This is a genomic window from Salipiger sp. ABF4_146 (genome assembly GCF_056161345.1).
Genome location: NZ_JBSWYX010000035.1, coordinates 13869 through 29789, shown reverse-complemented (window position 1 = coordinate 29789; position 15921 = coordinate 13869). Strand labels below are relative to the sequence as shown.

General features: G+C 60.2%; 7 protein-coding genes. 2 read left to right on the top strand and 5 right to left on the bottom strand.

All coding sequences use genetic code 11. The features are described 5' to 3' along the window. Nucleotides 1-105 precede the first annotated feature (105 nt). From ACXAJT_RS26115 to ACXAJT_RS26100, 4 genes are all read right to left on the bottom strand, one after another. A complete protein-coding gene (locus ACXAJT_RS26115) occupies nt 106-5403 on the bottom strand; it encodes an Ig-like domain-containing protein (protein ID WP_475241490.1) in 5298 nt (1765 codons plus the stop codon). 810 nt (nt 5404-6213) lie between these two features. After that, the gene (locus tag ACXAJT_RS26110; RefSeq protein ID WP_475241488.1) at nt 6214-7512 is read right to left on the bottom strand and encodes a glycosyltransferase; all 1299 of its coding nucleotides are present in this window, start codon (nt 7510-7512) and stop codon (nt 6214-6216) included. An 82-nt stretch (nt 7513-7594) separates the two neighbouring features. After that, nucleotides 7595-8668, bottom strand: a complete 1074-nt coding sequence (locus tag ACXAJT_RS26105) for a glycosyltransferase family 4 protein (protein ID WP_475241486.1) — start codon at nt 8666-8668, stop codon at nt 7595-7597. Between the two features lie 11 nt (nt 8669-8679). After that, nucleotides 8680-10116, bottom strand: a complete 1437-nt coding sequence (locus ACXAJT_RS26100) for a hypothetical protein (RefSeq protein ID WP_475241483.1) — start codon at nt 10114-10116, stop codon at nt 8680-8682. 595 nt (nt 10117-10711) lie between these two features. Here ACXAJT_RS26100 and ACXAJT_RS26095 point away from each other — a divergent pair. Then, nucleotides 10712-12175 (top strand): oligosaccharide flippase family protein, encoded by a 1464-nt coding sequence (locus tag ACXAJT_RS26095; protein WP_475241479.1) that lies wholly within the window; start codon nt 10712-10714, stop codon nt 12173-12175. Here ACXAJT_RS26095 and ACXAJT_RS26090 read toward each other — a convergent pair. Next, nucleotides 12172-12948: a sulfotransferase family protein gene (locus tag ACXAJT_RS26090; protein ID WP_475241476.1), complete on the bottom strand. Its 777-nt coding sequence runs from the start codon at nt 12946-12948 to the stop codon at nt 12172-12174. The genes ACXAJT_RS26095 and ACXAJT_RS26090 overlap by 4 nt on opposite strands. A gap of 680 nt (nt 12949-13628) precedes the next feature. On the opposite strand from ACXAJT_RS26090, the gene ACXAJT_RS26085 reads away from it, so the two are divergent. Further along, the gene (locus tag ACXAJT_RS26085; RefSeq protein ID WP_475241473.1) at nt 13629-15920 is read left to right on the top strand and encodes a GumC family protein; all 2292 of its coding nucleotides are present in this window, start codon (nt 13629-13631) and stop codon (nt 15918-15920) included. The last annotated feature ends 1 nt before the right edge of the window (nt 15921 follow it).

Below are 15921 nucleotides of genomic sequence, written 5' to 3'. Positions count from 1 at the left end.
CCCTGATTGCTTGGCCATGATCCCCTCCACCCGTTACGGACAGTGAATCACGATGATCATCAATCAGCCAGTGGTTTCCGGAGGTGTCCAGCTGTTGCCGTTTCATCAGGCGAAGAGGAACCCTTCGTCGATGTACTTCTGCTGCAGGTAGCTCTCCATCGCCATACGGTCTGTCTCGGAAAGCGCATCATTGTAGATGAAGGCGGCGGCCACTTCCATCGACTTGGTCGCCGCTCCGGCAATCTCCTCGCCGATAACCATCCGATGCAGATCCGTGGCAAAGGAATGTACGCCTGTGTCGATCAGATCGCCGTCGAGGTAGTGATTGAAGACGTTGTCCGACAGCACCACCGACTGAACAGCCCAGCCATCGGCGGAGGTCCCGGCGTCGAAGTCGTCGCCACCATAGCTCTGCAGCGTAAGCGACTGAGCCCGCCGGTCGGTCGTGAGGCCAAAAGTTTCGTTGGTCTCGCCATCGCCGTAGGCGAAGCCCACGGATTTTCGGTTGGTACCGGTGTAGTTGACGACAAAGAACATCGAGCGGTCGGCGCTCCCCGACGGCAGGCCGCCGAGGGCGTCGACGGCGTCGAGCCGTTCAAGGAAATCGCCGTCGCCATCGAAGACAATGGCGGACTCCCCGGTCGGAGTGGCCCCGGCGACAAGCATGGGATCGCCTCCGGCCTCTAGGTCATTGCCGAGCCCCGACTCGTCGATCCACCCGATAACCAGATCATAGATTGTCGAAACCTGCCCGTCCGATTGGAAGGCGGCGACAAGTCCCGTCTCGACCAAACCGCCGGACGCACCAGACCGCACCGTCACCGAAACCGTGCCCGTCGAGCTGCCGTCGTCATCGGCGATCGTATAGGTGAAGCTGTCGGAACCGGTGTAGTCTGGATTCGGCGTGTAGAAGACCAAATCGTCGGTGGCATCATCTGGTGTACCATTGTCGTCGAGCGCGACCGTCCCATGCTGCGCCGTGCCCAGAGAGGTGATCGTCACCGCATCGCCGTCGATCTCCGTATCATTGGCCATCACGTCAATCGAGACGCCCAGATTCATAGTTGTCGCGACGATGTCATCCACTGCGACAGGCGGGTTCGAGCCCGCGGGGGCGGTCACCGTCACGGTAACCGTCGCCGTATCCTCGCCGTCGTCGTCGGCAATCGTATACTCAAAGCTATCAACGCCCGCATAATCGGGATCGGCCGCATAGACGATGACGTCGTCGGCAGGATCGTCAGGTGTGCCGCCGTCATCGATTGCCGTTGCTCCGTGCGCGCCAGCGGTGACCGCGGTGATCGTGATGGCGTCACCATCGGCGTCGCTGTCGTTTGCCAGCACGTCGATCACCACGCTGCCGCCCTGTTCGACGGTGATATCCGTGTCGTCGCCAGCCAAGGGAGCCGTCGCCACCGGCTCGGCGGTGATGTATTTGGCCTGGAGGAAGGACTCGACCAGCTGACGTTCCGCCTCGCTCAGCGCACGGTCATAGACCATGACCGCGGCGATCTTCATCTCTGCTTCGCCATTGCCGCTCATGTCGGCCCCGAGAATGATCTTCTGCAGGTCCGTTGCGTAGGTGTGGGCTTGCGTGTCGATCAACGTGCCGTTCTGGAAGTGCGAGACGGTATCCGCTGAAACGATTGCCGACTGAACAAGGAAGCCGCCCGACACGCCGTCGACATCGGTTCCGAGGTCCTGACTGCCGCCATAACCTTGGATCCCCAGATTGCCGTTGCGCCCGACAACCGTACCGAATGTCTGGTTTGCCTGGTTGTCACCGAAGGCGAAGCCCGCGCTGACCTTTTCCGGCGCGACATAGTCCACCACGAAGAAGACAGTCCTGTCTTCGGAGCCGGAGGGCATGTTGTTGATCGAATTCTCCGTCGCGACCCGTTCCAGAAGATCGCCGTCTCCGTCGAAAACGATAGCCGGCTGACCCGTCGGGGTCTGGGCGTCCGCCAACAGCGGATCGCCCTGCGCAAAGAGGTTGTTGCCCTGCCCCGAGCCATCCAGCCAGGATATCACCGTGTTGCCTGCGCCGACGCCGATCTTGATGTCGGCCTCGAGCAAGAGCACAAGCCCCGCGCCGACCGGGAACTCCTGCGCTTCGCCGATCTGTACGAAGATGTCATCAGAGCGCACCGTTTGTGTGCCATCGTCCACTTCGAGATAGCCGCCGTAGGTGCCGTCCGCGGCAAAGGCATGGGTCGCGGTCACGGTGCCATCGGCCCCCACGACACCGGCTTCGCTGCTGCCATCGCCGAAATGCCAAGTGTACGTAAGTGTGTCGTCCTCCGGATCGGTCACGGTCGCGCTGTAAGTGATTACGGTGCCGATATCGCCGATGACGATATCGGAAACTTCGTCGGTGATCTCGGGGGGCAGATTCACCTCGCCAGCTTGAACCTGAACAGATTGGGCCAGCGCCGTTTTACCGCCGTCAGAGACCGAGAAGGACACCTCGTAGAACCCGTCCACAGAATAGGTGTGGGTTACCGAAACCGTTCCGTCAGCTGCCACGGCCCCGGTCGCCGCAGCAGAACCATCGCCAAAGTTCACCTGGTAGGTCATCGCATCGCCGTCGGCGTCGGTCACGAGCGCAGTGAACGTCACTTCGAACGGCAGCGCGCCCTGCGCCGCGTCGACCCCGGAAGAGACGATGACCGGCGCTGCATTGACGCTGCTGCCTTCGTAGACGATGCGGCCCACAACACCGCTCGCGACCCGCGCGTAATAGAGCGCGCCGTCCTCGCCGACGTTGATCGACACGACGTCGTTCGGCTTGTCGCCCAAGACCTCCGACGGCATGAACTCATAGTCCCCCAAGACATTCAGGCCGGTTTCATCGAGGATCAGGTAGTTGATATAGTCCTTGGTGTAGTTCCCGTAAAAATAGACCCCGTCCCATTCCGCCGGGAACATGTCGCCGCGATAGACTTCCCCGCCGGTCAAAGAGTTGGTGAGCGTATCATGCGGCAGTGACCAGATCGGAGCCGAGTAATAGTCCCCTTCGGTCGCGTTGGCGATATCGTCGTCGGGCAGCGGGAAATCAGCCGGATCGTAGGCGGTTCTGCCGTCGCTGGTGAATGTGCTCTCTGTGCCTTCGTAGAACGGCCAGCCATAGAAGGCGCCAGCTTGTTCAAGGCTGGTGGTATGCAGGTCCTCATGTGCCAGGTCCTGCTGGTTGCCCCCAACCTCCCCGATGTACATCTGGCCGTATTCGAAATCCCAACGCGCCCGGAACGGGTTGCGCAGACCATAGGCCCAGATCGAGTCGTCATTGCCTCCGGGCCCGTCGATAAACGGGTTCGCCGCCCATCCGTCCGATCCGTCGGGAATGGTGCCATCGGAATTGACGCGGATGATCTTGCCGGTCGATGAGCTGAGGTCGAGCATCCGGTCGTCACCGTTGCCTTCCCCGATCGTACTTGACTGGAACTTGTCCGCGACGGTCAGCCAGAGCTTTCCGTCCGGGCCAAAGTCGAGCCCGCCACCATAGTGGCAGCACTTCAGATAGCCGTCCGTATCCGTCCAGACGGTGGATTCCGAGGATACATCGCCGCGCGCCGAAAGGCCGCCAGAGTTTTCCTGATGCTGGAAGCGCGCGATGACTGCGTGCTTCGGTTCGGCGGGCGTGTAATAAAGATAGAAGTACCCGTTGCTCTCGAAGTCTGGGTCCAGCGTGATGTCGAGCAGGCCGCGCTCGCCGTTGGTGTCTGCGTCGAGCGTCATGTAGAGTTCGTTGTTGCCGGTTTCCGGATCGACAATGCGGATGACGCCGGTCTTGGACAGCAGCAACATGCGGTTGTCCGGCAGAAACGCCAGCGAGATAGGCTGGAAATCGGCCTCGGCCAGCATGTCCCGCGTGAGGAACTCCTCATTGACGAAACCGTCCAGCGAAAGCGGCCCGTCGGGAATGTCATCGGTGACCGTGACCTTTACTGTCGCGCTGCTTTCGCCATCGTCATCGGCAATGGTGTAGTTGAAACTATCGGCGCCGATGAAACCACTCACCGGGGTATAGAGAATTTGGTCGTCCGAGGGGTCTGCCGTCCCCTGATCCTGGAGCACTGCCGTGCCATTGGCAGCGTTCCCGATCGCCACTATGGAGAAGCTCTCGCCAGCTGGATCGCTGTCGTTGGCCAGGACGTCGATAAGCACCGAGGTGTCATGCAACGTGCTAGCGTTGTCATCCACAGCCGTCGCCACCACCAAGTCCAGCGGCAAAGTTACGTCGACCAGGACCGTTGCGGTATCAGTCCCATCATCGCCGGTGATCTCATAGGTGAAGCTGGCGGTGCCAATGAAATCGGCGCCCGGCGTGTAGACGATCTTGTCATCGCTGGGCACGGCGGTGCCGGCATCGTCGATCACTGCCGTGCCGTTCAACACCGGCCCCACAGCGGTGATGGTGAAGACCTCACCATCGGCGTCGGCATCGTTGGCAAGCACGTCGATTGTCACCGCCGTATTTATACTGGTCGCGGCAGTATCGTCGGTTGCGACCGGCGGCGCCTCGCCGGGCGGATAGTCAACCACCACGCTGACTGTCGCCGTGCTGGTGCCGTCGTCATCCGTGATACTATAGGTAAAGCTGTCGGTGCCGACGAAACCGGGCCCCGGAAGATAGCGGATCAGGTCGTCCGAGGGGTCGGCCGTGTCGTGCGTCTCGATCTCGGCGGTGCCGTTCTCTGGCGTGCTCACACTCGTGATGGAGAACGCATCACCCTCAGTGGCCACGTCATTAGCAAGGACGTCGATCATCACCTCTGCGCCCAAAACGGTCGAAGCATTGTCGTCAACTGCCAGCGGCGGCTGGATCTGCGGGCCTGAGATGTATTTCTCCTGCAGGTAGCTCTCGACCTGCGCCCGCTCGGGCTCGCTCAGCGCCCGATCATAGACCAGCACCGCGGCAATCCGCATCTGGGCTTCGCCATTCCCACTCATGTCTGCGCCAAGAACGATCCGCTGCAGATCGGTGGCATAGGTATGGGTCTGCGTGTCGATCAGCGTACCATTCTGATAGTGCGCCAGTGTATCGGCGGACAGCACAACCGACTGCACGAGAAAGCCGTCGCTAACCCCATCGATCCCAGACTTGTAATCCGATCTGCCACCATAGCCCTGAACGACCAGTTCGTCGTTCTTGTTCGCGACGAGCCCAAAAGTCTGGTTCGCCTGGTCGTCGCCGTAGGCGAAGCCTGCACTGACGGAGCCCGAATCAACGTAATCGACGACCAGAAACACCGTGCGATCATCCGACCCCGAGGAAAGCCCAGAGATAGGGTCGGTCGCGTCAAGCCGTTCCAGAAGGTCCGTGTCACCGTCAAATTCCACCGCCGCTTGACCGGTTGGCGTCTGACCGTAGAGCAACTCGGGATCGCCGGCAGCGACCACAGTATTGCCGCTCCCCGAAGAATCTTCCCAGGATGTCACAGTTGTTCCATTCAGGCCGAACAGACCGTCAGATTCAAGCTCGAGAACGAGACCAGATGTCACCGGGTTCATAAAAATCTCCAGAGCAAATTTGCTTTATGAAAATTGGCTTTGCCAATGACCAGAGCCACCAAGACCCCCTGCAAGCGTCGATGCCTTGCAAGTCTTGGACCGCCGATTTAAATGGAGGATCAAAAATGGGATCCCAACTGCGATACCCAGCCACACAGGAAGGCGCATATTTTGATTTCACTGTGGAATTTTGGGAATTCAGCAAAACATGCCGAAGGTCATAAAATAAACAACATCACTCACACGCGACATTACATTTGTCTTATGTACGCATCTAGGGACCAAGAAAGATTCCCCGAGCGCCAAAATATTATGTCGCCGCCACCGCCTAATGAAGGACTACATTCTATAGAATGCTATTCTCCGGAGATATCGGTGGCAAGTGCATTTTAACATTGGCACCATACTTAAATTGACGCAGACCTTATCGACGCGACTTACCGACCTGATGAATTACTCATCAGACATTCACAGGCGCATCTGTGGTCGCAAGAATCGCGACCATCTCCACAACTCGATCTGCCGCCGCATGAATATACTGAAACCGAAAATATAAGACTGCCATTCAACTTCAGACACACTCGTCTATGCTGCAATAGCTCTGCGCGCAGCCGGGCACGCTACGGACGAAGGCGAATATTGAGCGCGAGTTGCCTAAATTGACACCAGTTCGCTGCCCGAAAGTAAAGCCTGACGCGCTCATTTGCGTCGGAAATCCTGTCCGAGTGCCTCCATGTAGTGCTCTACAAGCATATCCGCCCATTCATCAGGCGAGGTTGAAATCTGTTCAACCCTCTCCTTCGCCCGTCGGCTCATCTCGGCGACGGCGCTTGCAGGCATGTCCCGCAGCGCGCCGATCGCCGCCGCCAAATCCTCCGGATTTCGCGCCGCGCATCTGCGCCCGATTCCATGCCTTACAATCTCTTCGCTCAGCAAGGCCGTTTCGATCAAAATGACCGGCAAGCCGCTGCGCAACGCTTCGGCCGCGACAAGTCCGAAAGGTTCGGGGTAGCGTGAGGGCATGATCAGCGCGCGCGCTTCGGCAACGATCGGGCGCATTTCTTCTCGCGACATCCAGCCATAAAACGCGACGTCTGGGGAACGTTCGGCGAGCGTTTCGCGCAGCGGGCCGTCACCGATAACCCGAAGTTGAACCCCAGCCAGACACGCCGCCTCGATAGCTTCCTCCACGCCTTTCTCCGCTTCGACCCGACCGATGAACAGAAAATCGCGATTGAGCTCTGCACGCACACGCCCCGGCACCAGCGCCGAGGATGGGTTGGGGAGCGCCGCCAAACCATCCGGACGAAACCCGGACATCGTCAGATAGGGCGCCATACCCGCATGGATCATCAGCACGCGCGCCCAAGGCGTCTTAGTCAGGCGCGGACGCAGAATGCCCTGCCGCGCGACCCGCCACAGCTTCTGCCCATAGGAACGCTTGTCGCAATTCGTCGCCAAACAGGCGCGCCCCAGCGGCACCCGCGCGCAAGGAGCGCCCGCCCGGTAGTCCATGAACCCGCCGTTCGGACAGGCCAAGAAGAAGTCATGCGCGTGGATGACCGTCCGCGGCGCGACTGGCCGCAATCCATCCAGCACCGCCGGAGAGAGAATTTTCGACCACCCATGCAGATGGTAGACGACATCCGGCTGATCGTTCCGGAGAATCCAGTCGGCCAGCATGTCACGCGCGGCAGCATTGTAGAGCCCTCGCGCTGCCGCCTTAATCGGCTGCTCCACCACCAGCCCCTTGCCGCCAAGCGCCACGATCTCAACGCCGAGATCGCGCAAGCGTGGGTTTGCACCCTCATCCCCAGCGATGAACGTCACAAGAATCCCACGCTCTGTCAAAAGCTCCGCCGACAGGATCGCAAGACCGGTTGCACCGCCTCGGGCCGTGCTTGCATCGTTGACGATCACCACGCGCCCGAGCCGCGCGCCAGCGGCAGGCCCGCTTTCAGGATCACCCCCCAGAACCTTCTGCGCTCTCATGGCCATACCGGTTCCTGTCGAGGCCCCCCGGATCGGCGCGCGATGTCCGCGCCGGGCACAGTCCTGCCTTGCACCATGTCGCCCCCCCTTACCCGGCCAATTCTCCGACGATGTCCCACAGGCGTGCACCCGCCCTTTGCCACGTGAACAGGCGCACGCGCTCAGCCGCGGTGGGCGCAAACGCACGCCGCGCCTCTGGCGCCCGGAAACGTAGGATCGCTTCGCGCCACGCCTCGGTGTCCTCGGGATCAACCAGCATCGCTCCGTCGCCGCAGACCTCCGGCATTGCACCGGCCGCCGCGGCGATCACCGCGCAGTCGCAGGTCATCGCCTCAAGCGGTGGCAGGCCGAAGCCTTCGGTCTTGGACGGGAACAGAAACATCGCCGCATCGCTGTAGAGCCCGCGCAACTCCTCGTCGGTGACATGCCCCAGAAACCGCACCGAAGGGGGTGGGCGGCCCCCGGCCCGCCGATAGGCCGCTTCCGGCGGGCCACCAGCAATCACCAGCGGCAGATCGGCGAGATCGGGATGATCGAAGGCCTCGAAGAGGCGCGCAATGTTCTTGTAGGATTTGGTCGAGCCAAGCGCGAGTGCGTAGCCGCCAGAGGTCAGCCCATGACGCGCGATCACGCCTTTGTCCGCCGCCGTGTGCAGCAGATGATCCGCGCCATTGTGCACGACCGATATTTTCTCTTCCGGCGCGACGCCATGCTGCGCGAGCGACTGCCGGGAAAACTCCGACACGGTGAGGACGCGACGTGCCCGCCGCGCGATCAGCGGCAGCAGCAGGCGATAGGCCTTGGCCTGCCGTCCGGTGTAGTCCTGCGGGTATAGAAAGGTCTGCGCGTCGTGGATCATCACCACAAAATCGGGGTGAGCCACCGGCGCGAGATTGCAGAAGTTCACCAGCATACGCCGCCGGGTGTCATAGGGCAGTGCGAGCATTTCCCAGCCCTGGCCGGAACCTGCCGCACTTGCAAGAACCCGCGGTGAAAGCTCGACGAACACCGGATCCTCCGGGAGCCTGCGGGGCGAGACAACCTCAACATCCGCCCCGCGTTCAGGATGCGAAAGCAAGGCCCCCGCGTAGAGCGCCGCCGTGCGGTGCACGCCGTTGAGCGGTGCACCGATGAACTTTCCGTTGACCGAAATGCCTTTCATGGTGGTTCACCTCATCCCAAAGAAACTGCCGCGTCGCGCAATGCCAATCTCCGTCGCGGATCAATGGCCCGCCGGTTCCGGAACGCGCCAGCCGAGATACCGGCCACCAATCCCGCCATCGCAAAGAACGCGAGGTCCAGATTGGGCGTCGACTTTGTGATCATTGCGCGCATCAGCAGGGCAAGGCAGCCCATCTTCAGGGCCCGCACGACGATCGCCGTCTCGCTGCGCTCCGCTGGCACCGGGGCGCGGGCCAAAGAAATCAGGAAACTGAAGAATAACAGGGTGCCGACCGCACCAAGGCTTGCGAGGCAGGCGACAATCCAACTGGACGCCCGGATGCTTCCCAGACCTGCGCCGATCATCCCGGTCTCTAGGAAGTTCTGAAACGCTTGCCGGTTCCAGCTCATACGCTCAACGCCGGAATCCGAAGAAAGCTTGTTGAACAGCATACGGTCGAAATACGCCGTGACCTCGGGGATGATCTGGTAGGCGACGACGATGGCAGCGATTGCTAGAGGCAGGAACGCCACGATCCCCGCAAGGATCCACGCGACGTGCTTGCTAATGTCGCGTGTCCGGACACGGCTGTAGTTCGTCACTGCAAAGGCACATAAGAAGACGACCGCGCCGACATAGGCGGACGTGGACGTCGATAGGATCAGTACCACAAGAGTGCCGAGCAACATCCAGCGCGCGTATATATATTCGCCCCGGTCGTACCAATATTGCAGCCAGAACCCGAAAAGGCCCATCGTGTGATAGCCGAAGGCAGAGGCTTCCGGGAACCCGCCGATCATGCGCTTCATGCCCGCCAAGACCTGGTTCGTCGCCATCCCGTAGTTGGCCGTGCGGATGATGTCGAAGACGTGCGCCGCGCCGAGATTGAAACTCGCCACCTCGGCAACGCCGAGCGTAACATGCACAACCACGTCGGCGGCCAGCGCCACAACAACGGCGTGCGCGTCCGGCGTCCGGCGAAACGCCGTCGCCAGCGTAAAGAAGATCATGGCACCGAGGGAAAAGCGCAAGAGTTGCGTAATGTTGCCGGTCGATGGCCGCAACGGCACCGTAATAATCCCGATCTGCCCTTCGATCCGTGCGATCCCGAACACATCGATCACATCGGTGAAGAAGCGGGGAAAGAAAATCGTCGCGAAGGTCGCATAGAGGAACAGGACGAGCATCATGAACCCAGGTGAGGGCACCCGCATGGTCGCAAGCAGACGCGCCGTCGCCCCCTTCTGAAGCATCAGGACAAGAAACAGCGAAAACGCAACCGCGTCAGCCAGCACGATTGACGCGCCACCCAAGGCTGGGAGGTTCAGCGCCGCGGCCGCCCCGAGCGGCATGAGTGCGAAAAACGCCCACAGGCCGCGAACCGGCCCGCGGCTCATCACAATCAAGGTTGCAATGACGGCAATCAGCGTCGTCGGAACAAACTGCAAGACCGTGCTCCAGAATCGAATATATGGCCGTAAGTCGCGCCCGGCCCCTGAAAAATGTCTTTGAAAACCCGTTGACCCAAGGATGCCCGAATCGTATTTGGGGGGCTAGATGAAACCGCCCGAAAATGGATTCTGGTGGACGGAGCGACTGAAATTTCCGCAGCCATGCCGGTTAATATCAATCTTCAGGCTGCGGCGTGTGCGCCAAACTTTTTTGCACTATGCGCCGCGAGCGGACTCTTGCTGCGCAAAGAATATCCCGGACCGAGAGCGCCTATACCCCTTTAATAACTTACTTTATTTTCGGCCTCATGTGCGAACAATTGTTGCCAAGGCCATTTCAAGTATCTGCGAGGGGCTTGTCTTGCCCATGAAAGATCTGCCACCTTCGACCTGCGATCTGCATTGGTATGTTAAGATTTTTCTTAAAGTCTCGCGGGTGCGATTTCACCTTACATTCAGCAACTTATAAAATACTCGAAGCGTAAAGCCTGCCGCTGCGCAACCCAGCTCGAGCGCGCCTTTCAGCACGGCAGAGGCCGGACGGAATTCGGGCGAAGTCCACGGCAGTACCCGATCATTCGATGGAGAGATCATGACCTTCCCTCAGGAGGGCAGAGCAAAATGGCAGCAAGGCTTGCAGCGCGTGTGGCTGGCGGCTTTCGCATTCCTCGCCCGGTCCTTGCAGCAGATCACCACGCTCATCGTCACGCTCTTGGCAGCGCGCTATCTCACGCCCGGTGAATACGGCGTTTACGCGCTTGCGGTCATCTTCGTCGCCTTCCTCCAGCTACTTATCTTCACCGGCTTTTTCCATTATGTCGTCCGTACAAAGGGCGACGACAGGGAGGTTACCGACACCTGTTTCTGGCTGATCCTCGCGCTCGCCGCCACCGGTTCCGGCCTGCTCTTCGTTGGCGCGCCATTTCTTTCTCAGATTTTCAACGCCGCTGATCTAGCGCCGGTGTTGCGCTGGCTCGCGTTGATACAAATTATTGTCGGGCTAACCGCGTGGTGCTCGGCCGTGCTCATGCGGCAAAATCGCATGAAACTCCACTTCAACATCATGATCGCACAGAATCTCATCGCGCTGGTACTCGGCATCGCGATCCTCGTGATGTGGCAATCGGTCTATGCTCTCGTGGTTTACCGTGCAGCCCGAGCACTGTCCGGCGCGGTCCTCTATGTTCTCTTCAGCAGAGTTCGACCGACATTGACTTTGTCCCCCGAGATCGCACGCGACGCGATCCGCTACTCCTACGGGCTCTTCGGCACGCGGGTGTTCCACTTTGCCTCGACCTACGGCGCCGATCTTGCCCTTGGCCTGCTCTTTACCACCACGGAGGTCGGCCTCTATCGCTTCGGCAACCGGATCGCGACCGGTGCCGTCGACATCGTGGGCCAGCCCATGCGCAGCTTTGCCGTCGCGCAATTCGGCGCAGCCCACCGCAATGACGCCGCTTTCGGGCCGTTGGTCCGGCGCTTCGGGTCGGCAACGCTCATCCTGATCGGATGCGTCGCGGGCACCATCATCGTGTTCGGAAGCGACGTTGTAGAACTTGCCTTCCGCCCCGAATATGCGGGCGCGCTGATGGTCACCTATGCCTTCGCGGTGCGCGCCATGCTGAGCCTTGGTGACTCCTACGTCGAGCCGGTTCTTGCGTCGTCCGGCCATACCCGCGCCGTACTTCTGCACTCCGCCTTCTGGACCGCCGCACAGGTCGCCGCGATCCCGCTGACCGCCGGGTTCGGCACGGAGGTGCTCGCATGGACCGGCGCGGCGATCGCCTTCTGCTCAAGTTGCGCCGGGTTCTGGCTCATTTCGCGCTACGGCGGTGTCTCGGCTTGGCCCGTCGTCAAAGCCCTGCTGCATGCCACCGCTTTCGTTCTCGCCTACTTGCTGGTCGCAGCGGTCATACATGGCGCGGTCAAGGCGGAAATCCGCACAGACATGACCGCACTGATCATCGGGCTATGCCTGTCCGCGCTCGCCAGTCTTGCGGTTCTAGCGATCGCAGTGCGGCGCAAAGCCTTGGACCTGCGGGTTTTCTCCGGCTAGCGCGGAGTTGCGCGCTTGGCGACGGTGGCGACGAATCTCTCATATGCGGTATTGGCGCGCCGAAGAAGGTCGGACGGCAGATCCATCGGCGGCGGGCTGGCTGGCATCTGGCCCACCTCGATCTTCGTCCGCTTCGCCGAGATCGTCGGATCCCCGCCTCCGCCGCGGACCGCCGCCGCGTGCCCGCGATAAGCATTCTTTAAAGGCGGATCGAGCCGAAGCAGCGCCGAGATACGTTCAAGACAGAGGTCGGTCTCGCCGATCAGTTGCTCGTGCGTCAGGCCAACGCGGTGGTCTGGGGAAAATTTGCCCCAAAGCTGCGTGAGGCGGGTGACCCGTTCGACGTAATACTCTGCCGCTTGCGCATCCGTTGCATACTCGTCCTTGCCAAGCGCAGTGAACAACCTGCGGATCGACGGCACTGTCCATTCCGGACGCCGACACAGGAACACCGCCCTCGACCGGAAGAACTCGCTTGGGATCGCTGCGTCATGGCGCGAATGCAACAGCTTATCTAACATGTACCGCGCCCCCGGTTTCCAGGCGCGGCGCAGCGCCTGATTGACCACCAGTCGGCCAAGGTCCGCGCTGTCGCGGTAGGCGATATGAGCCTCGCCGTAGCCGCTGATCTCAGGCCGGCTACACAAGATATTGGACAAAGCTGTGGAGCCGCAACGCATGTGCGCCAGAACGAAAACCGCCCGATCGTACCGGCACTGCGGATCGACCGAGCTGACCACTTCACCCAAGAGACTTTTTGTCATTTCCCTCATCGTTCCGTCCTCCGGACGGTGGGCGCGCGAACGGATGGCAAGTGACCCGAGCGGACGGCAGCGCCGCACTTCGGAAAATGACGGGCTTGGATACCCATGATCACCTCAACGTCTTGGGAATGAAAATTTTCTACATGAAACAATTTTGCGAACACTCGGGCGGCAATGATCGCTATGATTGTGGCCATTGGCGGCCTCTCGGAACGCAAATTCCAGCAATTAACTTTCGAGAAAGATAATACGCCTACGCAAGAACCAGCGAGAAGATTGTCGACCACAGGGCAATCCAGTCTAGTCCCTGACAGCCGTCGCATAAGATTGCAGCATTGGTTACGGTCTCGTCGCCGAGCTGCTGGGTATCTCGGTGAGCGAAGGCGAAATATCTGCGATCAGACCTCGGTGAATTGCCACGAAAATAGGCAACCACAAGCAGCGCCCCCTCCCTTCCCGTTTCCTGTCGACGCTCTGCTACGAATCGTGATAACCTAAAAAGTATATGTAACTTACATATACTCAATGACCTTAACGCCGAACCCCCTCAGATTTTCCAAACGCCTGCGGCGCGAGTCGTATGGGGGATTTGGGAGCCGGAAATCCGGCACGTTTATTCCGACTGATTTGGTAAAAATTTTATCTTCCCATTCATTTTTATTTACATTCAGTTTCAGCAGACTGGTGCGATGAACACGAATAATTCTGGAAATCAGTTCGGTGAGGGGTTCAGCGGCGCCAGGACGCCCGCGAATGACGACACCGATACGATCGATATTTTCGAGATCTTCCGAAGCGTTTGGCGCCGCAAGTGGATTGTCTTCGGATGTGCCGCGGTTCTCGGGATCCTTGTCGCCATCGGAGTTAGCCTCGCAACGCCGCGATATTCCGCGACTGCAAAAGTCATGTTGAACCCACGAGATACCCGTGTCGTCACCTCGCAGGAGGTTGTGTCAGATCTTGACCTCAGCAACCCGGTCATCGAAAGCGAGGTCGCGCTGATTCAATCGAGCGTGCTGCTAGAGAAAGCACTGCGCGAGATCGGCAAGGAGAACCTTCGCGAATTCGACCCCTTGAGAGAGGAAGAGCCGCAATGGACCACGCGGCTCGACAACGGCTTCCAGTGGGCCACGCGCTTTCTCGAAGGGAACGAGCCGGCAGCCACCATCGAAGAGACCGATCCCGCGCTTGGTGAGACGCAGGACAGCCTGCCGCTGAACGAAAAAAACAAGAACGACAGCATCTACCGCCGCCTTGTCGGGCAGGTCCGTAAATATGTTGCGGTGAACCAGCAGGGGAAGTCCTATGTGATCTCGATCTCGGCCCAGGCCGAGAACAGCGAGTTGGTCGCAAAACTCGTCAACACCATCGCGGATCAGTATATCGCAAGCCAGCTCGAAGAGCGCATCGAGGGGACGCGCCGGGCGAACCGATGGCTAGAAACGCGGGTGGATGACCTGCGTAATCAGGTGGCCTTGGCCGAAGATGCCTTGGAAACCCACCGGGCGAAGAAGCTGATCGCCGATGGCGGCAGCATCGAATCCGCCCAGCAACAGCTGGCCGCCATGTCCTCGCAACTTGCCGTCGCCCGCGCCGATAAGGCAGCGGCAGAGGCACGCTACACTCAGATCAGCGACTTGGTGACTGTCAAAGGCGCCGCCGCCGCGAATGAGGTCTTGACGTCGCAGCTTGTAAACGCCTTGCGAGAGGATCTCGCCCACCTCCTGCGCGAACGGGCGGAGTTAGCCACGCGCTTCCAGCCAGACCACCCGCAGATGATGCGCATCAACGCAGAAATTGGGCGCGCTGAAGAAGACCTCAACTCTGAAGTTGGCAAGATCATCAAGAGCCTCGAGCAGGAAGTGCAGGTTGCGGCAGTGCGCGAGCAGTCGATCTCCTCGGATGTGCTGGCCCTAGAAGAGCGCGTTTCGTCGATTTCCCGCACCTCTATGGACCTGCTTGATCTTGAGCGAGAGTCAAATGCGCTGCGCAGTGTCTACGAGAACATGCTCTCACGCCTCAAGGAAACCCGCGCGCATGAGGCGCTGGCGCAGGCCGAGGCGAAAGTTATCGAAAGCGCCCTGCCGCCGGGATTGCCGACCTACCCACGGTCAAAGCTGCTCATCATGGCTGCCATTGTCGCCGGGGCGAGCCTCGGGCTTGGTCTTGTGCTGGTTCTGGAACTCAGTTTCAAAGGCCTTCGCTCGCCGCAGCAACTGGCCCGTGAAACCGGTGTGCCGGTGCTTGCGGTGCTATCTGGTCGGCCCCGTGGCCGTTGGCGCGCCAAGACACCCGCGACGCTGGCGCAACTCAGAGAGGCCGCCAAGGGCCCCTTCGGCGAAGGCGTCCGGCAACTGCGCACCACTCTTATGTTTGCCTCTTCCGATCCCCCGCGGAGCATTGTCATCACCTCTTCGCTGCCCGGCGAAGGCAAAACCCAGACGGCTCTTACTCTGGCCCATATGAACGCCATCATGGGCAAGCGTGTGATCTTCGTCGATTGCGATTTCCGCTACGCGCGGCTGTCTTCGTCCTTCGGCTGGATGGGCAGCAACGATCTGGTATCTGTGCTGCGCGGCGATGCAAAGCTTGAGGCCGCGATCATTTCGGATCCCACCGTTGGCTTCGATTGCCTCCCGGTGCTCGACCCGGCGCCGCATATTTCCGACCTCCTGCCCCCCGGACGGTTCCGCGCGATCATCGAACAGCTGCACCAAAGCTATGATCTCGTGGTGATCGATGCGCCTGCGATCCTGAGCACGCCCGACGCACGCGTGATCGCCCGCGCCGGCGATGCCCTGATCTACCTTGTGCAATGGGACAGCACCTCATCGAGCACAGTCCGGCAGGGGCTGGCGCAGCTCGCCGAACTTGGAGTCGTGCCACATGGCACCGTGATGACCGGCGTCGATGCCAATCGTATCGGCGAGTTCACCGACGGGACGCAAAGAGTGCAGAAGCAAAGGGCCTTTGCAGGATGAA

Excerpts from the sequence above, each read along its gene's own strand:
- ACXAJT_RS26105 (WP_475241486.1), bottom strand. The coding sequence starts at position 8,668 with ATGAAAGGCATTTCGGTCAACGGAAAGTTCATCGGTGCACCGCTCAAC.
- ACXAJT_RS26095 (WP_475241479.1), top strand. The coding sequence starts at position 10,712 with ATGACCTTCCCTCAGGAGGGCAGAGCAAAATGGCAGCAAGGCTTGCAG.
- ACXAJT_RS26085 (WP_475241473.1), top strand. The coding sequence starts at position 13,629 with ATGAACACGAATAATTCTGGAAATCAGTTCGGTGAGGGGTTCAGCGGC.
- ACXAJT_RS26110 (WP_475241488.1), bottom strand. The coding sequence starts at position 7,512 with ATGGCCATGAGAGCGCAGAAGGTTCTGGGGGGTGATCCTGAAAGCGGG.
- ACXAJT_RS26090 (WP_475241476.1), bottom strand. The coding sequence starts at position 12,948 with ATGAGGGAAATGACAAAAAGTCTCTTGGGTGAAGTGGTCAGCTCGGTC.